This window comes from Nitratireductor sp. ATLC21 (assembly GCF_057196525.1).
The window spans coordinates 794,925-812,953 of the sequence record NZ_JBXUOU010000001.1 but is presented as its reverse complement, the minus strand read 5'-3'; the positions used below and the strand labels follow the sequence as shown (position 1 = coordinate 812,953).

The 18,029-nt window shown below is 58.5% G+C and carries 23 protein-coding genes and 1 pseudogene; 13 read left to right on the top strand and 11 right to left on the bottom strand.

Annotation, left to right across the window (positions count from 1 at the left end; translation table 11 throughout):
• Positions 1-62: 62 nt before the first annotated feature.
• The 7 genes from AC2CHD_RS04000 to AC2CHD_RS03970 all read right to left on the bottom strand — a co-directional run bounded on the left by AC2CHD_RS04000 (position 63) and on the right by AC2CHD_RS03970 (position 5,285).
• A complete protein-coding gene (locus tag AC2CHD_RS04000) occupies positions 63-1,019 on the bottom strand; it encodes a methyltetrahydrofolate cobalamin methyltransferase (protein WP_484552659.1) in 957 nt (318 codons plus the stop codon).
• Between the two features lie 52 nt (positions 1,020-1,071).
• Positions 1,072-2,184, bottom strand: a complete 1,113-nt coding sequence (locus tag AC2CHD_RS03995; protein ID WP_484552658.1) for a methylenetetrahydrofolate reductase — start codon at positions 2,182-2,184, stop codon at positions 1,072-1,074.
• Positions 2,181-2,777: a methylenetetrahydrofolate reductase C-terminal domain-containing protein gene (locus AC2CHD_RS03990; protein ID WP_229448975.1), complete on the bottom strand. Its 597-nt coding sequence runs from the start codon at positions 2,775-2,777 to the stop codon at positions 2,181-2,183. Before AC2CHD_RS03990 ends, AC2CHD_RS03995 begins: the two co-directional genes overlap by 4 nt.
• A complete protein-coding gene (locus tag AC2CHD_RS03985; RefSeq protein WP_229448976.1) occupies positions 2,764-3,066 on the bottom strand; it encodes a virulence factor in 303 nt (100 codons plus the stop codon). The genes AC2CHD_RS03990 and AC2CHD_RS03985 overlap by 14 nt, the downstream gene beginning before the upstream one ends.
• A 114-nt stretch (positions 3,067-3,180) precedes the next feature.
• Positions 3,181-3,813, bottom strand: a complete 633-nt coding sequence (locus AC2CHD_RS03980; protein ID WP_484552657.1) for an exopolysaccharide biosynthesis protein — start codon at positions 3,811-3,813, stop codon at positions 3,181-3,183.
• A 126-nt stretch (positions 3,814-3,939) separates the two neighbouring features.
• Positions 3,940-4,569 carry a DUF4893 domain-containing protein gene (locus tag AC2CHD_RS03975; protein WP_484552656.1) on the bottom strand — a complete coding sequence of 210 codons (630 nt, stop codon included), beginning with the start codon at positions 4,567-4,569 and terminating at the stop codon, positions 3,940-3,942.
• A gap of 80 nt (positions 4,570-4,649) precedes the next feature.
• Positions 4,650-5,285, bottom strand: a complete 636-nt coding sequence (locus tag AC2CHD_RS03970; protein WP_484552655.1) for a DUF1638 domain-containing protein — start codon at positions 5,283-5,285, stop codon at positions 4,650-4,652.
• A gap of 49 nt (positions 5,286-5,334) precedes the next feature.
• On the opposite strand from AC2CHD_RS03970, the gene AC2CHD_RS03965 reads away from it, so the two are divergent.
• Complete coding sequence (locus AC2CHD_RS03965; RefSeq protein WP_484552654.1) at positions 5,335-5,493, top strand: entericidin domain-containing protein; 159 nt, start codon at positions 5,335-5,337, stop codon at positions 5,491-5,493.
• Positions 5,494-5,539: 46 nt separating this feature from the next.
• Here the strand turns inward: AC2CHD_RS03965 and AC2CHD_RS03960 are convergent, their stop codons facing one another.
• Positions 5,540-6,238, bottom strand: coding sequence for a corrinoid protein (locus tag AC2CHD_RS03960; RefSeq protein ID WP_229448981.1), 699 nt, complete (start codon positions 6,236-6,238; stop codon positions 5,540-5,542).
• A 305-nt stretch (positions 6,239-6,543) separates the two neighbouring features.
• Between AC2CHD_RS03960 and AC2CHD_RS03955 the strand changes: the two genes are divergently transcribed.
• The 6 genes from AC2CHD_RS03955 (at position 6,544) to AC2CHD_RS03930 (ending at position 10,558) form a co-directional block, all read left to right on the top strand.
• Positions 6,544-7,014: a hypothetical protein gene (locus AC2CHD_RS03955; protein ID WP_484552653.1), complete on the top strand. Its 471-nt coding sequence runs from the start codon at positions 6,544-6,546 to the stop codon at positions 7,012-7,014.
• A 10-nt stretch (positions 7,015-7,024) separates the two neighbouring features.
• Positions 7,025-7,405 (top strand): hypothetical protein, encoded by a 381-nt coding sequence (locus tag AC2CHD_RS03950; RefSeq protein WP_229448983.1) that lies wholly within the window; start codon positions 7,025-7,027, stop codon positions 7,403-7,405.
• A complete protein-coding gene (locus AC2CHD_RS03945; RefSeq protein WP_484552652.1) occupies positions 7,405-7,830 on the top strand; it encodes a hypothetical protein in 426 nt (141 codons plus the stop codon). The genes AC2CHD_RS03950 and AC2CHD_RS03945 overlap by 1 nt, the downstream gene beginning before the upstream one ends.
• 109 nt (positions 7,831-7,939) lie before the next feature.
• Complete coding sequence (locus tag AC2CHD_RS03940; RefSeq protein WP_484552651.1) at positions 7,940-8,398, top strand: hypothetical protein; 459 nt, start codon at positions 7,940-7,942, stop codon at positions 8,396-8,398.
• 7 nt (positions 8,399-8,405) lie between these two features.
• Complete coding sequence (locus AC2CHD_RS03935) at positions 8,406-8,792, top strand: hypothetical protein (protein ID WP_484552650.1); 387 nt, start codon at positions 8,406-8,408, stop codon at positions 8,790-8,792.
• A gap of 191 nt (positions 8,793-8,983) precedes the next feature.
• Complete coding sequence (locus tag AC2CHD_RS03930) at positions 8,984-10,558, top strand: trimethylamine methyltransferase family protein (protein WP_484553209.1); 1,575 nt, start codon at positions 8,984-8,986, stop codon at positions 10,556-10,558.
• A gap of 2 nt (positions 10,559-10,560) precedes the next feature.
• Here AC2CHD_RS03930 and AC2CHD_RS03925 read toward each other — a convergent pair whose 3' ends face one another.
• On the bottom strand, positions 10,561-11,439 hold the full coding sequence (locus AC2CHD_RS03925) for an META domain-containing protein (protein WP_484552649.1): 879 nt from the start codon (positions 11,437-11,439) through the stop codon (positions 10,561-10,563).
• A 90-nt stretch (positions 11,440-11,529) separates the two neighbouring features.
• On the opposite strand from AC2CHD_RS03925, the gene AC2CHD_RS03920 reads away from it, so the two are divergent.
• Positions 11,530-12,579 (top strand): aldo/keto reductase, encoded by a 1,050-nt coding sequence (locus AC2CHD_RS03920; protein ID WP_484552648.1) that lies wholly within the window; start codon positions 11,530-11,532, stop codon positions 12,577-12,579.
• Between the two features lie 152 nt (positions 12,580-12,731).
• Positions 12,732-13,657, top strand: a pseudogene (locus AC2CHD_RS03915) (alpha/beta fold hydrolase).
• 62 nt (positions 13,658-13,719) lie between these two features.
• Here the strand turns inward: AC2CHD_RS03915 and AC2CHD_RS03910 are convergent.
• Complete coding sequence (locus tag AC2CHD_RS03910) at positions 13,720-14,382, bottom strand: L,D-transpeptidase (protein WP_484553208.1); 663 nt, start codon at positions 14,380-14,382, stop codon at positions 13,720-13,722.
• Between the two features lie 499 nt (positions 14,383-14,881).
• On the opposite strand from AC2CHD_RS03910, the gene AC2CHD_RS03905 reads away from it, so the two are divergent.
• Positions 14,882-15,880: a glycoside hydrolase family 25 protein gene (locus AC2CHD_RS03905; RefSeq protein ID WP_484552647.1), complete on the top strand. Its 999-nt coding sequence runs from the start codon at positions 14,882-14,884 to the stop codon at positions 15,878-15,880.
• A 23-nt stretch (positions 15,881-15,903) separates the two neighbouring features.
• Here AC2CHD_RS03905 and AC2CHD_RS03900 read toward each other — a convergent pair whose 3' ends face one another.
• Positions 15,904-16,500, bottom strand: coding sequence for a thermonuclease family protein (locus AC2CHD_RS03900; RefSeq protein WP_484552646.1), 597 nt, complete (start codon positions 16,498-16,500; stop codon positions 15,904-15,906).
• Between the two features lie 162 nt (positions 16,501-16,662).
• Here AC2CHD_RS03900 and AC2CHD_RS03895 point away from each other — a divergent pair, with 162 nt between their 5' ends.
• The 3 genes from AC2CHD_RS03895 to AC2CHD_RS03885 all read left to right on the top strand — a co-directional run bounded on the left by AC2CHD_RS03895 (position 16,663) and on the right by AC2CHD_RS03885 (position 17,877).
• A complete protein-coding gene (locus AC2CHD_RS03895; protein WP_484552645.1) occupies positions 16,663-17,241 on the top strand; it encodes a TetR/AcrR family transcriptional regulator in 579 nt (192 codons plus the stop codon).
• Between the two features lie 13 nt (positions 17,242-17,254).
• The gene (locus AC2CHD_RS03890) at positions 17,255-17,542 is read left to right on the top strand and encodes a YciI family protein (RefSeq protein ID WP_484552644.1); all 288 of its coding nucleotides are present in this window, start codon (positions 17,255-17,257) and stop codon (positions 17,540-17,542) included.
• 77 nt (positions 17,543-17,619) lie between these two features.
• Entirely contained in the window at positions 17,620-17,877 is a 258-nt protein-coding gene (locus tag AC2CHD_RS03885) for a GIY-YIG nuclease family protein (protein WP_484552643.1), read from the top strand.
• Positions 17,878-18,029 lie beyond the last annotated feature (152 nt).

Sequence of the window (18,029 nt, the reverse complement as noted above, 5' to 3'; positions counted from 1 at the left end):
GTTTTCCTGGAAGCGGAACTGGAAATGCGCTGCGTGGCCAGTGGAGGCAAATCAAAGCTTGTTCACCCCCGCGCCCGACGCGCCTCGCGGCCGCCGCGCCGCCGCCCGCCGGAGGAAGCGGGGGCTGCAGCAGCCCCAACCGGCTCGCCTGATGCTGCGGGCTGGTGGTCGCGATAGGTCATGATCCAGTTCTGGCAGTTTGGGTCTGTGCCGTTCAACACATTGGCGGCGCGCACCATTTCCATCTCCTGCGGACGGCAGGGGTTCATGATTGCGCTCGTCATGCCGGCTCCAATCACCATGGGGATAAAGCCCGCATTGATGCCATGCCTGTGCGGCAGGCCGAAGGAAATGTTCGAGAGCCCGCAAGTGGTGTTCACCTTCAACTCCTCTCGAAGTCGCCGCAGGAGACGGAAGACCTGCTGGCCGGCGGTCCCCATGGCGCCGATGGGCATCACCAGAGGATCCACGACGATGTCATGGGCGGGAATGCCATGGTCGGCAGCGCGCTGAACGATTTTTTTCGCAACCTCGAAACGCACATCGGGGTCTTCGGATATTCCGGTCTCGTCGTTGGAGATGGCGACGACAGGCACGTCATATTTCCGGATCAGCGGAAGGATCGCCTCGAGCTTTTCCTCTTCCCCGGTGACCGAATTGACCAAGGGTCTGCCTTTGGCGATCTTCAGGCCAGCCTCGATAGCGGCAGAGACTGAGGAATCGATGGAAAGCGGTACGTCCACCAGGTTCTGTACGATTTCAAGAGTCTGGACCAGAAGTCCGGGTTCCGTCGCGTTGGGGTCGACCGCCGTGACGCCGGCATTCACGTCGAGCATGGTGGCGCCGGCTGCGACCTGAGCCAGTGCATCGCTTTTCACGGTCTCGAAATTGCCGGCCACCATTTCGGCAGCAAGCTTCTTGCGTCCGGTCGGGTTGATGCGCTCGCCGATCACGCAGAAAGGTTGGTCGAAGCCGATCACGACTTCCCGGTTTGCAGAGGCGACGATGGTTCTGGTCATTCAAATTCCTCCTGGAGGCATGGTGGGCGTCCATGCGGCTGCTCGATGGTTTTCATTCGCTGGATGCCTCGCTCGCATCCTTCACCATGTCCACGGGCGTCTCGCTCGGATTGTCATGCAGAATGTGTTCGAGCCGCTCGGCCACCATGGCATCGTCGGCGCCCGGCTCCCGCTTCCACGGTTTGCGGCCTTTCAGAACGCCGGAATCGTGAACGATTTCCGCGACGAACTCCTCTTGCCGGTAGGCCATGACATGAATGCCGGAAACGCCCTCGATTTCCTTCACCTCATTGATGATGTCGATGCACAGGCGCTTGCCTTCTTCCTTCTGCTTTTCCGCGCCTTCAAGCCGCGTGATCACGGCATCGGGAATGTGGACGCCGGGGACGTTCGAGCGGATCCAGCGGGCGGTTTTCGCCGAGGCGAGCGGCCCAACACCAACCAGAATGAAACATTTCTCGTCGAGCCCCATATCGCGCACCCGCTTCATGTAGTCCCTGAGCATCGGCACATCATAGCAGTACTGGCTCTGAACGAATTGCGCGCCGGCAGCGATCTTTTTGGCAAGTCGGTGAGGGCGAAAATCAAAGGGCGGGGCGAATGGATTGATGGCCGCGCCGAGGAAAACGGCGGGTGGCGTTGTGAGGGTGCGACCGGAAAGAAACTTTTCCTCGTCGCGCATGGTGCGGACGGTTTCCAGAAGAGACATGCAGTCGAGGTCGAAAACGGGTTTTGCGCCCGGCTGGTCGCCTGCCTGCACGCCATCGCCCGTCAGACACATGATATTGCCTACGCCCATGGCGGCGGCCCCCAAAACGTCGCCCTGTATGGCGATGCGGTTCCTGTCACGACATGCGATCTGCATGATCGTGGCGTAGCCCATGCGCGTGAGCAGCGCGCAGATTCCCATGGAAGACATGTGGCAATTGGCACCGGAGGCGTCCACTGCGTTGATGCCGTCCACCCATCCATCGAAGATTGCCGCTCGCTCAAAGACATCCTGCGCATTGGCGCTGTCGGGTGGATTGAGTTCTGTTGTCACCGCAAATTCACCGCGCCGCAGCACACGTTCCAGCCGGCCCCGCGACGAATGACCAGGCAGGGGCTCGAGCGGCAGGTCGACGCCATCGGGGTTTTCGTCGATCTGGGGCGGGCGGGGCATCATTCAGTATGGCTCCGTTCGGCATCCCGCGTGCGTGCTGCTTGTGCCGTGACCCGTAGCCAGGCAGAGCTTTCTCTTAAGGACTGGTCGACAGGCTTCTGCACGTCGAAGATCGTTTGCCCCCCGCGCATGGCCTGAGCCCCCTCCCAAGCCTTCACCCAGACGCACGGCATGTCCGGTTCCACCTCGCAGTTCCCATTGCTGCGTACGCCGCCGCAGGGACCGTTGCGCAGCTGCTTTGGGCAATTCATGGGGCAGGACATGCCAGTGGAAGACAGGATGCACTGGCCGCACATGCGGCAGTCGAACATCAACCCCTTCATATGGCGCTCGATGAATTTTACTGGCGCCTCGGCGCGTGCATACCCTACGGCCTTCCAGAATGGGTGAAGGAGGAGGAAGAAGCGCGAAAAGCGAGCGTAGACCCATTCAAGAAAGCGCGCGTGGCGCACAGACCAGCGGCGCATCGTATAGCGGCGCTGGACGCGGCGCTGCGGCGAAACATCGGCTGGTTTGTAAGCAAGGGTTTCACGCGCCTTTTTTACCAGCGTTGCCTGGGTGACGGTCGGTGGCTTTGTGGCGCTATCGATCGGCATGGCCACCCGCCTTGACGAGCGCCAGCAGGCGTTCTCTGTTGAACTCGCGGTCAATCGCTTCAAGAGCCAGATTGGCCTCTGCTTCCAGATCGTCGCTAACGGAGACCGGCTCGCCGCGCCGCCACTCGGCAAGGTAGGCGTCGGTGTCCCGCGCGCCGACGCGCATGGCGCACATGTCGATGGCCTCGGTGAAGCGAAGGGGCAGTTCGCGCTTGGCTGTCTGCCGTCCCTTTCTGACAATCACCTGAGCGGGGATGTCGCGCCAATATACTATGATCAGCTGGGCCATAAGCGCCTGTTCCTTCCTCGATTTTCAGAATTGCTGCATTGCTGCGCGCCCGCTTGCTGCAAGGCGACGCGCGTGCATTCAAATGCGACGTGGAAGGGAAGAGTAGCGCGAGGGCTAGTGCATCACAGCGCCGGCCATCATGCTGGCGCCGATCACGACGCCCGCAATGACCATGAGGGAGAGGACACCACATGTGATGGCAATACCAAGAAGGATACCGTCACGCTCGGAGAGGGCCAATCCGATCAGCGTACAGGAGAAGGCGGGAAACCAGTTGCCGAGCGGGATAGGAAGCGTCACGGCGATCGACAGGATCAGGGCGGCAAGGCCGATGATCCTGTCGGCATGATCGCGTGCAAACGGCCAGTAACGCGGCTTGATCAGCCGCTCGAGCCAGATCAGACGCGGGATGAGGCGTTCGCTCATATGGCGAAATTTGTCGGCGCCGATGGCCTTGTTGAGCAGGAAACGGGGCAGCCAGACGGTGCGATTGCCCATCACCATCTGCAGGGCGACCAGAACCAGCGGCGGCCCGAGCACGAGCGTGCTGCCGGGGGGGAAGGGCAGGAGGTTGAGGCTGGCAAAGAAAACAAGAAGGGTGGCGAAGCTGCGGTCGCCCAGCGCCTGGCGGATTTCGCCGATGGTTACCTTGTCTTCAGCGTGCTTCGCGAGGTCGCGAAAGATGCGCGACAGCCTGCGCGGCGGAAGGTGAGCCGGCGGTGCGCTCAACACCGTATCCAAATCCATTCCCTCCGCCTTCATTTCACTCTTTAGCCAGCCGTTCGAATCCCGGTCGGGATGACGTACAGTTTTGTATGGATGGCGTTAAGCCTTCATGACAAAAGCCGCAAGCACCGTTCTGCTGGCCCAGGCTTATGGGAGACGGCGGAATTCAAGAATATCGAGCACGGATTCACGCTGCGGTGCCGGGAATTCCATCCGCCAACCATCGTCACGGTCGCGAAAAACATAGGCCACCTGATCGCTGTCGCGGCCGGAGCCATAGGATGGCGGGCGGTCGGGCGACACGAAATAGCTGCCGAGATAGATCAGCCGATTGTCGGAGTCGGTAAAAAAGCGGCCCTTGGTCCGCTGCGATCCGGTCAGTTTTTCCAACACCCAGCCGGCTCCGTCGTCGCTGACTTTGCAATGGAACCAGTCATAGACCACGAGTAGAACAAGACCGCCTGCTTTTATGGTGCGGCACTCCCAATCGCCCGTGAGATCGAACTCCTCAAACGAGCGTTGATCGCGCTGCTCGATTTCTTCCAGAATTGCCACATCCGGCGCTGCCCCACCGGTTTTCGCCTGCTTCACGGCTTCGGCACGTATCCGTTCATATGCGTCGAGACGCGCGGCGTCGCGGTAAGTGATGTCCTGCATCACCGTGTCTTTTTCGAAACCGGCCCGCTCCATATCGAGTTTTTCCTGAACCAGCGACTGTGCGCTTACCGGGACTGTGCTCAGGCCTATAACCAGGGCGGGGAGGAAAATGCGGCGCATGAAAATATCTCCTGAAAATCACCTAATATGCTGGAAAATTGCACCGCCAATGTAACCATTTCATGGCGTCGGATGCGCCGCTATCGACCGCTTTGCGCCGCTAAGGCAAGCGCGTTGGTCAGATCGCCGTAGCCGGTTTGACGCTTTTCATAGGTCAATCCCAAAAAAACTGCCGCATTCTGTGCGACGCGCTCGAGCTCTGGGTCTTCTGTCTGCGCGAGGTAGACGAGTTTCTCATAATTGCCGAAGAAATCGCCGATCAATTCGGGATGCCTGTCGAGACCGAGCGGTTTCATGAAAAAGGCATAGAACTGGCGACACAGAAAGTCGGTCATGTAGAAGGAAAGCATGTCGTCTTCGGCAGTGGCATCGAAGGCCGAAAGCCCCTGGTAAAATGCAAAACAATGCGGGCCATCGATGCGTGCGACACCGTGTTTCTCACAGACGCGGTCGAGCGCTCCTCCGGTACCGCAATCCGCATAACCGACGAAGATGTGACGATAGCCCTCCGAGCGCGCCTTGACTATGGCCGCATCCATGGCGGGGGCGATCCGGTCGGGGCGATAATGGTATTCTGCGGGGAGGCAGGTCAGCTCCAGATGCGCGAAGCCAAGCGCGTCTCGTACAGCCAGAACCTCTCGCGCGATCATGCCGCATGCGATGACGAGAACCTTTTCGGGTCCGAGAACTTTTTGCGGTTTCGCGCGTTTCTGCATCGTCACTGTCCCGTTGATGCGGGCGATCTATCTGCGATGGAGACAAACCATGAAAGTGTCACTTCTTTCCCGGCTGGCCATTCTCGTTATCGTCGCCGGTTCTGTTGCCGGCTGCGCCAACACAATTCGCGGCGTTGGCAAGGATGCGGCCAACGCGGTCGATGCGACGCAGAGCGCGGGACGCGACATTTCGCGGTCTACCTACTGACACCCGACCAGCCTGAAACCCGAGCGGCGGGTGAGCGTAGCCAGGATCAGGCGCCAGCCGATACATTGTGCTTGCGCTTGATCAGTTCCTTGGCCATCTCGACCGTTACCGCCGCGTCGCGGCAATAGGCATCGGCTCCCACCGCCTTGCCGAACTCTTCGTTGAGCGGCGCACCGCCGACGAGGACAATGTAGTCGTCGCGGATGCCTTTTTCCTTCATCGTGTCGATGACGACCTTCATATAGGGCATGGTGGTCGTCAGCAGTGCGGACATACCGACAATGTCCGGCTGATGCTCCTCGATCGCATTCAGGTAATTTTCGACCGGATTGTTGATGCCGATGTCGATCACATCGAAGCCGGCGCCTTCCATCATCATTCCGACCAGGTTCTTGCCGATGTCGTGGATGTCGCCCTTGACTGTCCCGATCACCATCTTGCCTTGCTTGGGCGCGCCGGTTTCGGCAAGAAGCGGCCGCAGGATGGCCATGCCGGCTTTCATTGCGTTGGCCGAAAGGAGCACCTCAGGGACGAAGAGAATGCCGTCACGAAAATCCTCACCGACGATGCGCATGCCTTCAACCAGAGCGTCCGTCAGCACTTCATAGGGTTGCCACCCGCGGCTCAGAAGGATGTGCGTGCCTTCCTCGATCTCCTCTTTGAGCCCGTCATAAAGGTCGTCGTGCATCTGCTGCACGAGCTCGTCGTCCGGAAGCTCCGAGAGGATGATTTCGTCGTCGGACATGCTCTGCCTCCTGCTCGTCATGTTGCGCAAACGTTGCATGCCGTGCTGCGCTCATGATGGTACACCATAGTGCGATGCCAGCAGAATACGGTGCGAAACACCTGAATATATAGCTGATTTGCGACTCGGGCCGTCAGGAAAGCGACGGCCTGACTCAAGCGGCACTGGCAGCGAAGATAGAAATTGAAAGGTTGTATTTTTATGAGTTTAAAATCATAGGTTGATTATTAGCGGTATGTTAAGCGGTGTAGGGTTTCATAGAAGCTGCAAGAGGGGGCTTGTCTGCTTGTGTAAGGAGCAGGGTCATGTTCAGAACCTCTCTATCTGCAGTTTTGCTTAGCGCCATTTTTATCGCACCCGCCGCGGCTGTTACTGACACGGTCATTTTCAACGGCAATGTCATTTCAACATGTCTGATCACTGTAGGAACGCCCGGTGTTCTGTCTACCAATGGCGCGATGAATGTCCTTTCATCGAGCGAGGCAGGTGGCGTTTCAGGTACGGCCACCGTTGTCACCACGGGAACGGACTTCAATCTGTCGACGTCCGCGCCATCGTCCTTTTTTCTTGCGCCTGCTGGCGGAGATGACGATGTGAGCTTTACCACGCATTACAGCGCGTCAGGGGTGACATCGCTCCTCGATGTGGTGGGCACTGTCACGTCTCCGCTCGGGCTCGGCTTGACCAATGTCGATGTCGATCTTTCCGCAACGAAGTCGGCTGGTGTTTTTCCCGCTGGAAATTACACGGCCCAGGTGACGCTGACCTGTGAATAAACGTGTTTGGATGAGTGTCGTGCTGGCCGCGGTCGTCGCGGCTGGTTGCGGCGCGAGCGCTGCGCAGTCGATGACGCCGATGCGCGGCAAGATATCGAGTTTTGACGATACGTTTTCGGTGCGGGTTTTTCCTTACAATCCCTATCCGCACAGAATTCGCATGGCGGTGAAAGTCTACGATCAGGACTTCCGGCCGATCGCTGCGCAGGTTTCTCCCGCAGAAGCGATGGTCGGCAGCAAATCATCCCGCTCTGTGCTCGTCTCGATAGGGTTCAACGACCAGAAGGTCAGGCGTGTCAGGATCTGTACCGAGAGTGTGCCGTTTCCTGGCCGCGGCACCAACATTAAGGCTCAAGTATGCGGACGTTTCATAGCTTATCGTATCGATTGATGGGGGGCTTTGTGCTTCTGTTCCTGAGCGCATCCGTTGTTTACGGGGATAGCGATCAGTATGTCATCAATCAAAATCAGACCGGTGTGACCCTGCCTGGCGTTGTGATGCCGAATGGCTTTGACGAGATCAGGGCGGCGGACGGGACCACCTGCCGTGCCTCCATGGCGAATTCCGGTGCTTATCTGGATTCAGGCGTCATCGGAGACAACAGTTCGCACCGCATTTCCGCCTATGGGCGACTGGTGGTGCCGCTGGGGCAAAAACCGCGGCGGCTGGACTGCGACAAGCTTTATCAGCTGGAACTGAAACGTCTGGAACTGGAGGTTGAGCTCATGCGGCAGGGGCTGGATCCGCGCATGCGGTCTAATCCCGAGGGAGATTGGGCAAGCGACGCTTCCTGGTCCAACAAGGGCAGGCGCTAAATGCGCCTGTTCTTTGGGATAATTGTTTCTTTTCATGCTCTTATTCCTGTTGACGGAGCTTTGTTTCGGCACTACATGGCGCCCTTGATTTTCAACCTAGGGTTTTGTCATGAAGTATATTTATTCTTGTGCGTTGTTGCTTCTGGGTACCGTTTCCTCGCTCGGAGCCCAGTTGGATATTCCTTTTAGAGCCTCTCTTGAGGAGAGCTGCACCATCGAGCTTCAGTCCGATGGTTTGCTCGTTCGGGATGGTTTGGAAGTTCTTGATTCCGCAGCCGCCGGTGGGCGGGCTGGCGTGGCCACGATCTACACGACAGGTGCCGGGTTTCAAACGTCGCTTAACACGCCGCAAGCCTTTTCATCTGCTCCGAGCGGCACGGGCGGTGTGACGTTCACCTCCACCTATAGCTCGACAGGGGCCACGACCACTCCGAAAGTTGCAGGTTCGACCATCACTTCGCTTGAAGTGGGGGCCAGCACTCTGTCGGTCGATCTCCGTGCCGTAGCGAGCAATGCCATCTTCCAGAAAGGCGATTATGAAGCCTTTGTCACAGTGACCTGTGAATAGGGAAATCATGTACAGATCGATATTGGCAGCGATGATTGCGGCTTGTGCCGGTACTACACCGGCCTGGTCGCAATCCATGTCGCCCATGCGGGGAGAGATCCGCAGTTTCGCGGACAGTTTCGCCGTACGGGTTCACCCGCGAAACCCCTACAAACATCGCATCAATGTGAGCATTCGCGCTTATGATGCGGATTTCAGGCCGATTGAAGCGCGCATATCGCCACCGGATTTTTCGCTCGGGGCCGGTGCCTCGCGCTCGGTGCTGGTTGTGGTGAATTTCAACGGAGTTCGTGAACGAAGGGTGCGTATATGCACCGAGAGCGCACCTCTTGCAGGCAAGGGCGTTGGAATGAAGGCGCAGATCTGCGGAAAATTTATCGGCCATCATCTGTGAGGCGTGATTGGCATTGAGCTGGCTGCGGGAAACGATGGCAGATCGATCGTTTCCATTTTGACGCTGTTCCCTTCTGCTCACCAGTTGCGACACCATCTGCCGCTCGCGGAACGGAAGTTGCCGCTGCAGACGCTAGGCTCGCATCATGAGTCTCATGACGATCCTGGCGTGGAGTTTGCGCGATGACGATGATGGCCGGTGACGAGGGAACACAGGATCTGCCGCGCCGGAGCCGCTCCGGACGCGGCGAGCGCGGTGGCGCGGCGGCGCGCAGGGCGGCGCGAAGCAGTGGCGGGCCGGGGCTGCAATTGTCCTATATCCGCCGGTCGCTGAAACCCTATGAGGTGCTCGATGAGGAAGCGCTTTCACTCGTGGAGGCAAATGCCGACACGGTTCTCGAGGAGATAGGGATTGAATTCCGTGATGATCCGGAAGCGCTTTCTCTCTGGAAGGACGCGGGAGCGGATGTCAGAGGTGACAGGGTGCATTTCCCCAAGGGATTGTGCCGGCAACTTCTCAAAACCGCACCTTCAACCTTCACGCAGCACGCGCGCAATCGGGACCGTTCTGTGGAGATCGGTGGCAACTCCACGGTCTTTGCGCCGGTCTATGGTCCACCCTTTGTGCGGGATCTCGATGGAACGCGCCGCTATGCGACCATTGAAGACTTCCGTAATTTCGTAAAACTCGCCTATATGGCTCCATCGATCCATCATTCAGGCGGCACCGTGTGCGAGCCTGTGGATGTTCCGGTGAACAAGCGCCATCTCGACATGGTGTTTGCGCATATGCGCTATTCCGACAAGCCCTTCATGGGCTCTGTCACGGCGCCGGACCGCGCCGAAGACACGGTCGCCATGGCGAAAATTCTGTTTGGCGAGGATTTTGTCGATCAGAACACAGTGGTCATTAATCTGATCAACGCCAACTCGCCCATGGTCTTTGACGAAACCATGCTGGGAGCGGCAAAGGTCTATGCGCGGGCCAATCAGGCCTGCATCGTCACACCATTCATTCTCGCCGGCGCCATGAGTCCGGTCACGGTCATCGGCACACTGACGCAGGTCCTGGCCGAAGTTTTGGCCGGTGCAGCGTTCACGCAACTCGTTCGTCCCGGAGCGCCAGTTCTTTTCGGCACCTTCGCTTCCTCGATTTCCATGCAATCGGGCGCGCCCACCTTCGGTACGCCGGAACCCTCCCTGGTTTCCTACGGGGCAGCGCAGCTTGCGCGACGCCTTGGGCTTCCCTTCCGAACCGGTGGTTCGCTCACGGGCTCCAAGATACCTGATGCCCAGGCGGCTTATGAAAGCGCCAACACGCTGAACTCTACCGTTCTCGCCGGAACCAATTTCGTACTTCACGCAGCTGGATGGCTGGAGGGCGGCCTGGTCTCTTCTTATGAGAAGTTCATGATGGATGTCGATCAGCTCGGCATGCAACAGCGGCTGTGTGAACCTCTCGACGTTTCGGAAAATGGTCAGGCGATGGACGCCATCCGCGAAGTGGGGCCAGGAAGCCATTATCTGGGTTGTGCCCATACGCAGGCCAATTTCCAGACGGCGTTCTATCGCTCGTCCGTTGCCGACAACAATTCCTATGAGCAATGGGCGGGAGAGGGTGAGAAAACCGCGGCGCAACGGGCCAACCAGCTCGCCCGGAGCTGGCTCGACGCGTATCAGGCCCCGCCACTCGATTCAGGCATTGAAGAGGGCCTGCTTGATTTTATCGCCCGGCGGAAGGAATCGATGCCGGACGCCTTCGCGTGAAATCAACCGGCCGGAAACGCGTGAAGCTTTCGTCCATCGATTGTCTGAAGCACAAGGGCGCCTTCGGGCGTGGTGGCGTAAAGTCTAACGTCAGCCAGGATGGAGAGGAACTTTTGCTCCTGATCCATCAGGGCTTCGGCACAGGCCATTCTGGTGGTGGCAGCTGGCCCCACTTTCAGTTTGCCATTCGCCTCGGTCCAGCTTGTCGAATAGCGGTTGCATGAAGCGTGGCCACTGACGCTGCCGTCCGTAGCGAACCTGACGGACACACGTGAGCTGTCGATTATGCCGCGTCCATCGATGTCTTCCACAACCCACTCCGTATCAACGATTGCGTCCATGGTGACGGGGGTGAGGCGGGTTTCAGATTTCGCAGGCAAAAGGAACATTGTTCGTAGGTCGATTTCGCCTTGTTCGGGATCGATCAAGACCGCCTCCAACGACCAACGCTTCAGCGAACCAACATGAATGGCGCCATGGAGGTGGTATATTCTGTCTGGCTGAAGCTGGCTCTTTTTCACCGAGAGGCTGAAGGGAATTGGCACTTGCTTTCCGTTGAGTGCGATCCTTGCTTCCGCAATGGGAGGCGCGTCCGCGGGGGGCAGGGCATCACGGAGCTCAACGGTTGCGACACTGTCCAGCGGCAGCGCTACGCGCACGAGATAGGCAAGTTCGCCGGAAATCGTCAGCATATCGTTCTCCGCGTCTTGGGCGAGGGCTTCGGAGCCCATGATCGCGCCAGCCATGAGGGCAATGCTTTTGAGGAGGGTGCGTCTTTGCATCAACATGCTTGTCTTCAATCTGCCTTGGGTGTCCCGTAGTTTTTGGTTGTATTTGCTCTCTGGTGCTATTTTATGGCGCATAAAAAGTGGGCAGATCATCGGTCGATCAAAGCTTGCGTGTCGCGGTAACCGGCCTATGATGTGGCGATTGGCGCGTCCGCGCCTGATTTCAGCACCCGGAGAGTTTTGATGGAAAAGCGCCGTCTTGGACGCAGCGACCTCCTTGTTTCTCAGATTTGCCTAGGCACCATGACTTATGGTGAGCAGAACACCGAGGCAGAAGGCCACGAACAGATGGACCGCGCCGTGGAGCGCGGGGTGAATTTTCTGGACATGGCCGAACTTTATCCAATCCCCCCGAAAGCAGAGACACAGGGTCGGACGGAACGTATCGTCGGCACCTGGATGAAAGCGCGGGGCAATCGCGATCAGGTCATCATAGCGTCCAAGGTGATCGGCCGCACGGCCAATGAATGGTTCCGGGGCAACAGGCCATCGAAGCTGGTGCGCGCCGACATTATGGATGCCATCGACAAGTCGCTTGCCCGGCTCCAGACGGACTATATTGACCTTTACCAGATTCACTGGCCAGACCGTGAAAACCCGTTTGGCTCCAACCCGACACGTGTCACGTTGGTGTCGGAGCCGCTGGCTGATGAAACACCGATCGCGGAAACGCTGGCGGTGTTCGATGATCTGGTGAAAGCTGGAAAAATCCGGCATTTCGGTCTTTCCAATGAGAGTTCCTGGGGTGTCATGCGGTTCATAGCCGAGGCCGACAAAGGTGTTGGGCCAAGGGTCGTTTCCTTGCAGAACGCCTACAACCTCATGAACCGCACTTTTGAAGTGAACCTTGCAGAGACCTGTCAGCGTGAAGAGATCGGCTTGCTTGCCTACTCGCCGCTCGCCCAGGGCTATCTGACCGGTAAGTACGATGATGGCGCCATGCCGGAAGGGTCGCGGAAGGTTCTGTTCGACCGCCTTCAAAGGTACGAAAAGCCGGGTGGTCCGGAGGCTGCCAAGGCTTACAACATGATGGCGCGAGAATTCGGTCTCACGCCGGCCACCTTCGCACATGCCTTTGTGAATTCGCGGCCTTTTATGGCATCCAATATCATCGGGGCGACCACGATGGCGCATCTTGAAGAGGCGCTTAATGCTCTCGAGGTGCGCTGGACAGAGGAGATGCAGACGGCTGTCGATTATCTGCATCAACGGATCGGCAATCCAAGCCCCTGAGGCGCCAGCAGGACGATGCCGGTCAGCGGCATCGTTCTTGATAGAATTTCAACAGAATTCGTTTTCCTGTCGGATCGGTGTGGTCTTCTGCGTCCTTCGAGCATCGCAATGACGGTGCGTCGCAGCGACGGCCGGTTTGACAGGAGAGCGCGATGTTTAAAACTGCCTTTGCTGCCGCTTGTACGGCTCTTTTCCTCACAGTATTCGCGGCTTCGCCTGCGCAGGCGGCGGCCGGGATATCCAAACCGCTGAAGAGCGGGGAGGTGGAAGCTGGCGGCCTTCAATATCACTATCAGATCCACGGGGAGGGTGAGCCGCTGCTCCTGTTGCATGGGGTCTCGGACTGATCGAGATGTTCGGGCCGGTGTTGTCCATGCTTGCAGCAGAGCGGGAGGTTATTGCCATCGACCTGCAGGGGCATGGCCGCAGCGAGCTTGGTGATCGTCCGATCAGCCTGGAGGCGATGGGCGATGATATGGCGTCTATTCTCGAACAACTGGGTTATGGCCGTGTGGATGCCATGGGCTATTCCATGGGGGGCGGTGTTGTCCTGCGTCTGGCCGTGCAACACCCGGACAAGGTGCGACGCATCGCGCTTGTCTCGGCGGGCTTTGCGCAGGAAGGCTTCTATCCTGAAATGCTTCCCATGCAGGCTGAGGTGGGGGCCGGCATGGCCGAGATGATGAAAGATACGCCCATGTATCAGTCCTATGCTGCGGTGGCGCCGGATCCCTCTCTCTTCCCGGACCTGCTCGACCGCATGGGCGCCTTCATGCGCAAGCCCTATAATTTTGCCGAGGATGTGAAGACATTGGACATGCCTGTGATGCTGGTGTTTGGCGATTCGGATATGTATCGGCCTGAGCATATTGTGGCGTTTTACCAATTGCTCGGTGGCGGGCTGAAGGATGCTGGCTGGCAGCGCGAGAACATGTCTCAAAACCGCCTGGCGATCCTGCCGAATCTTACGCACTACGACATCGGTGTTTCGCCCAGGCTGACCGAAACCGTGTTGCCGTTCCTGAACGATGACCAGGTCAATGCGCCGTGGACAGCGGATGACCTGACGCGCAAATAGGCGCGTTGCGGGAGAACCTCCCTTGCCGGGCGGGAACCGGCAAGGGTATTCATGCTTGTGGGTCAGACCATGTCAGGCCCAGCTTGTCCGCCGCCAAGCACGACCATGCGGGAGCCGCGCGGGACGCGCTTGTAGAGATCGATGATGTCGTGGTTCAGCAAGCGAATGCAGCCTGATGACACCGACCGCCCGATCGACCAGGGCTCCGTCGTGCCGTGGATGCGGTAGAGCGTGTCCTTGCCATCCTTGTACAGATAGAGCGCGCGCGCGCCGAGTGGATTGTCGATCCCGCCCTGCATGCCGGCGGCGAGGGGACGGTAGCGCTCCGGTTCACGGTTTATCATCGCGAGAGTGGGGGCCCAGTTCGGCCACTCGGCCTTCCGTCCGATAATGCCGTCGCCTTCATATTCCAGCCCCGCCTTGGCGACGCCGATGCCGTATCGCATGGCCTTCCCGTTCTCCATTACCAGGTAGAGAAAACGGTTTGCGGGATCGACAACAATGGTACCCACCGGCTCGTTGGTCGGATAATCGACCATCTGGCGCAGATATTTGCGATCCATCTTGGTGACGTCGATTGCCGGAATGACGATGCCGTTGTCATCGATCTCGCGGTACATCTCCTGATAGTAGGAGAGCATGGGACCGGGGACGTCTGCCGCGGGGATGGTGCTGCGGCCTGTGGTGGTGCAGGCGGCAGCGAATGCAGGCAGGAGCAGCAACATGACGAGCCGCGCAACGCGGGGGGCTGCGCGTACAATATTGGTGTGGAACAAGGATACTCTCCTTACGTATGGGATTCGGAATTTCATGTGTGGTTCGCCTCTCCGGCGCGGATGCGTGGGAGCGTTGAGTGGCGCTTGGCATGCGGTTCTCGAAAAATTGTGGCAAAGACCGGACCTGTGCCCGAATGTCGCGCGAATAGCGTTCTTCAGTCGAAATCCGCCCATGCGGTGAGGCATTTTTCCCACAGTCTGCGCCTCGTGAGGGGCGGCCCAACGCCGTTCACCGCTCTCAGGGGCTCATTGCCCTTTCGTGGCACGGATTGGGAGGGGCGGGCGGTCTGCTCACCGGGAAGCAAACACGGGTGGCACAACTTTCATCGTTGCAACGTGGTTAACAGGTCGATTCAAACTTTATTGGTAAGTTTGCAATAACACTGCCCTTTCAACCGGTGGAACGGGCACCGGGCTTCCAAATTCCTCGAACTCCTGCAGATCGTCTATGCGTGTTCCTGCATTCCTTCGACCTGTCCTTTTAACGCTTGCTCTGACCGGCTGCACTGGCGGACCCAGCATTGACACCGCACTCAAGATCGATCCGCCCTCACGCGAGGTGACGAGTTCGATCGTGAGGCCGGATGTGGGACTGCCGGGCGCCGCAATCGCTCAAAGCGAGGCCAGTCACGTGAGCGAGGCGGGGATGACGGCCATTGCCGAGCCTGACCGTGTCTCGACACCTGCGCTTGAACAGGTGGCGATGATCACGCCGCCAAAGCCGACACTGCGCCCCAAGAGCGCTGCGCGCGGTAAAGTGTACCGCAGCCAGTTCGGTGATGCTCATCCGATCAATTTCGGGAAGATCACACCGAAACATCATGCGGTGCACGGTGTTGATGTTTCGCGCTGGCAGGGTGATATCGACTGGGAAAGGCTGCGAGAGCGTGGCGCCAACTTCGCCTATATCAAGGCGACGGACGGGGTCGACCATATCGATCCGATGTTCAAGAAAAACTGGAACGGAGCAGCTGAAGCCGGCATTCGACGTGGTGCCTATCATTTTTTCTTCTGGTGTCGCAGGGCTTCCGATCAGGCTGAATGGTTCATCCGCAATGTTCCGAAGGTGAAGGGCGCGCTGCCGCCGGTCCTGGATGTGGAATGGAACCACCAGTCAAGTTGTAAGTGGAAGCCATCGCGCGCGGAAGTCATCGAAAAAATGCAGGTTTTTCTGGATCGGTTGGAACGCCATTATGGACAGCGGCCAATCATTTACACCGCGCCCGATTTTTATGAAGACAATCTGAAGGGGGCTTTCCCCAACCATCCGTTCTGGCTGCGTGCCGTGGCGGAACACCCCTCGAAAGTCTATCCGGGACGCGATTGGGTCTTTTGGCAGTATTCAGGCTCGGGCTTGAGCCAAGGCGTGAACGGCAGGATCGACCTCAATGTCTTTCACGGCGATGAAAGCGCCTGGTGGCGCTGGCTGGGGAAGGTGGCCGGCTGATCCTGCCGGAGAAGCGGGCTCCCTTAGCTACACCAGGATTCCTTGAAACCGCGCCAGCGATGAGCGAGCCCTTCGGCGATGAGTTGATCGCCGATGGGCTTTCCGTCTCGATAGATACTTCTGAGTTTGCGACCATAAACATCCCGATCGTGCTTGCTCGTGCGACGCAGCTCGAACGGGCCTGAATTGATTAGCTGCTGAAAACGGCGTTGCGCGCGGCGAGCGAGCTTTTTTTCGTACGCGCATTCGGGTGAGAACAGTTCGGGCGTGTTGAAACCTGTCACCCTGATTTTATCGCCGTTCACATAGAGCGTGTCTCCATCGACGATGCAGTTCATGCGCTTGCCGCTTCCGCAGATCGGGAAATACCGGGCGATATGTGGCTGGCTCTCCGATCGGGGAGCGCTAAAGAGACCTGAGATCCTGTCCGTGGGGACAACGGAATAATGCGCTGCCGCCCAGCCGGCGACAAGCGCGAGCGTGATCAAGCCGAAACCGTCCTTGAGCACCCGCAATGGGCGCCATGGCCGGGTGTTGCGCTTCCTTCCGTGGCACGAAGACGAGCGCCAGTGGTTGTTGTTTCTGCTTCTTCTGGAGGAAAGGTCGTAAGTGCGCGCCATTGTCCGCTCCCTGGCGGAAGTGGAGCAGGGCGGGATGAAGATGGGGTTTGATTCACCCTGAAAATTTTAAGGATTGGCGTGCTTCCTGCACTGAATCCGGTGGCCACTTGATTGATTTGGACAATTGTCCTAATTGTGGGAAATCAATCGTGCGAGGTCTTCATGGCTGCTGTTTCTACTCGTGATCAGATCGTCGAGATCGCGGATGACCTGTTTTACCGGGGCGGGTTCGAGGCCACGTCATTTGCCGATATTGCCGCCGGGGTCGGTATTTCGCGGGGCAATTTCTATTATTATTTCAAGACCAAGGACGAGATTTTGGATGCCGTCATCGACCGGCGGATCGCGCGCACCCGGGGAATGCTCGACGGGTGGGAAACTGAGGCTCCTGAGCCGCGCGAGCGGATTGTTGCCTTCATTGAACTTCTGATCGCCAACCGTGCTCCGATCATGGCTTATGGATGCCCGGTTGGCACTTTATGCGCCGAACTCGCCAAGCTCGATCACGTGCACCAGGATCGGGCGGCGGATATCTTCGGCCTTTTTGCCCATTGGCTTGAAAAGCAGTTCAGGGCGCTGGGCGCAGAGGAGGCGGCGCGGGAATGGGCGCTGCATGTGCTGGCCTGGTCGCAGGGGGTGGCGTCGCTTGCCTCCGCGTTCAAGGACGAAGCGTTCATCCGCCGGGAAGTGGCGGACATCACCGGCTGGCTCGATCGCCAGATTGTTTCACTCTCACAATAGGGACTCGATTTGCATGTTCGTTACTCTTTTGAAGTTTGCCGAGAACCGAAGCGCCGCTGGGGAGTTCATGGCTGGCCACAATGAATGGATCGCAAAGGGGTTTGCCGATGGCGTTTTCCTGAGCGTCGGCTCTCTGGATTTGGGCGGTGGAGCGGTTATTGCCCATGGGGAGAGCCGTGAAGCCCACGATGCACGCATTGCCGCCGATCCATTCGTGGAGCATGGCGTGGTGAGCGCGGAGACCTATGAGATCGACCCCAAGCGCACGGTGCCGGCGCTGGCGTTTACGAAGGCTGGGTAGCGGCGGGCTCATCTTGCAGGCGCAGCACGGTTTTGTCGTTGATTGGCCGGAAGAGCGGTTGGGACCAATCTTCAGGCATGACCGGCTTTGTCTATATGCTCTCCAGCCAGAAGCGCAGCCCGATCTATATCGGGGTGACGCGACTCGTCTGGTATGAAGAGCACTTTGACATTCGCGATGCGATTCAACGGGAAAAATCGCTGAAGCGCTGGCCGCGGCAGTGGAAGATCGTGCTGATCGAGACGACCAATCCGGAGTGGAATGAGCTCTTGCGGGATGGGGCTGGTGACGCGGTGCTGGTCCGGCATGGATCCTCGGGTCAAGCCCGAGGATGACGAAAGAGAGCGACTGGGTGGACGTCCCTCGTCATGCGGCTGTCGGCTGTGCGCCATCTTCCTCAACCTCGTCATCCTCGGGCTTGACCCGAGGAACCATGCCATGACGGTCACCGAAGTGTTGGCGGTCAAAGCATCACCCAAGAAAAAAC

Excerpts from the sequence above, each read along its gene's own strand:
- AC2CHD_RS04000 (WP_484552659.1), bottom strand. The coding sequence starts at position 1,019 with ATGACCAGAACCATCGTCGCCTCTGCAAACCGGGAAGTCGTGATCGGC.
- AC2CHD_RS03995 (WP_484552658.1), bottom strand. The coding sequence starts at position 2,184 with ATGATGCCCCGCCCGCCCCAGATCGACGAAAACCCCGATGGCGTCGAC.
- AC2CHD_RS03990 (WP_229448975.1), bottom strand. The coding sequence starts at position 2,777 with ATGCCGATCGATAGCGCCACAAAGCCACCGACCGTCACCCAGGCAACG.
- AC2CHD_RS03985 (WP_229448976.1), bottom strand. The coding sequence starts at position 3,066 with ATGGCCCAGCTGATCATAGTATATTGGCGCGACATCCCCGCTCAGGTG.
- AC2CHD_RS03980 (WP_484552657.1), bottom strand. The coding sequence starts at position 3,813 with ATGGATTTGGATACGGTGTTGAGCGCACCGCCGGCTCACCTTCCGCCG.
- AC2CHD_RS03975 (WP_484552656.1), bottom strand. The coding sequence starts at position 4,569 with ATGCGCCGCATTTTCCTCCCCGCCCTGGTTATAGGCCTGAGCACAGTC.
- AC2CHD_RS03970 (WP_484552655.1), bottom strand. The coding sequence starts at position 5,285 with ATGCAGAAACGCGCGAAACCGCAAAAAGTTCTCGGACCCGAAAAGGTT.
- AC2CHD_RS03965 (WP_484552654.1), top strand. The coding sequence starts at position 5,335 with ATGAAAGTGTCACTTCTTTCCCGGCTGGCCATTCTCGTTATCGTCGCC.
- AC2CHD_RS03960 (WP_229448981.1), bottom strand. The coding sequence starts at position 6,238 with ATGTCCGACGACGAAATCATCCTCTCGGAGCTTCCGGACGACGAGCTC.
- AC2CHD_RS03955 (WP_484552653.1), top strand. The coding sequence starts at position 6,544 with ATGTTCAGAACCTCTCTATCTGCAGTTTTGCTTAGCGCCATTTTTATC.
- AC2CHD_RS03950 (WP_229448983.1), top strand. The coding sequence starts at position 7,025 with ATGAGTGTCGTGCTGGCCGCGGTCGTCGCGGCTGGTTGCGGCGCGAGC.
- AC2CHD_RS03945 (WP_484552652.1), top strand. The coding sequence starts at position 7,405 with ATGGGGGGCTTTGTGCTTCTGTTCCTGAGCGCATCCGTTGTTTACGGG.
- AC2CHD_RS03940 (WP_484552651.1), top strand. The coding sequence starts at position 7,940 with ATGAAGTATATTTATTCTTGTGCGTTGTTGCTTCTGGGTACCGTTTCC.
- AC2CHD_RS03935 (WP_484552650.1), top strand. The coding sequence starts at position 8,406 with ATGTACAGATCGATATTGGCAGCGATGATTGCGGCTTGTGCCGGTACT.
- AC2CHD_RS03930 (WP_484553209.1), top strand. The coding sequence starts at position 8,984 with ATGGCCGGTGACGAGGGAACACAGGATCTGCCGCGCCGGAGCCGCTCC.
- AC2CHD_RS03925 (WP_484552649.1), bottom strand. The coding sequence starts at position 11,439 with ATGATCTGCCCACTTTTTATGCGCCATAAAATAGCACCAGAGAGCAAA.
- AC2CHD_RS03920 (WP_484552648.1), top strand. The coding sequence starts at position 11,530 with ATGGAAAAGCGCCGTCTTGGACGCAGCGACCTCCTTGTTTCTCAGATT.
- AC2CHD_RS03910 (WP_484553208.1), bottom strand. The coding sequence starts at position 14,382 with ATGTTGCTGCTCCTGCCTGCATTCGCTGCCGCCTGCACCACCACAGGC.
- AC2CHD_RS03905 (WP_484552647.1), top strand. The coding sequence starts at position 14,882 with ATGCGTGTTCCTGCATTCCTTCGACCTGTCCTTTTAACGCTTGCTCTG.
- AC2CHD_RS03900 (WP_484552646.1), bottom strand. The coding sequence starts at position 16,500 with ATGGCGCGCACTTACGACCTTTCCTCCAGAAGAAGCAGAAACAACAAC.
- AC2CHD_RS03895 (WP_484552645.1), top strand. The coding sequence starts at position 16,663 with ATGGCTGCTGTTTCTACTCGTGATCAGATCGTCGAGATCGCGGATGAC.
- AC2CHD_RS03890 (WP_484552644.1), top strand. The coding sequence starts at position 17,255 with ATGTTCGTTACTCTTTTGAAGTTTGCCGAGAACCGAAGCGCCGCTGGG.
- AC2CHD_RS03885 (WP_484552643.1), top strand. The coding sequence starts at position 17,620 with ATGACCGGCTTTGTCTATATGCTCTCCAGCCAGAAGCGCAGCCCGATC.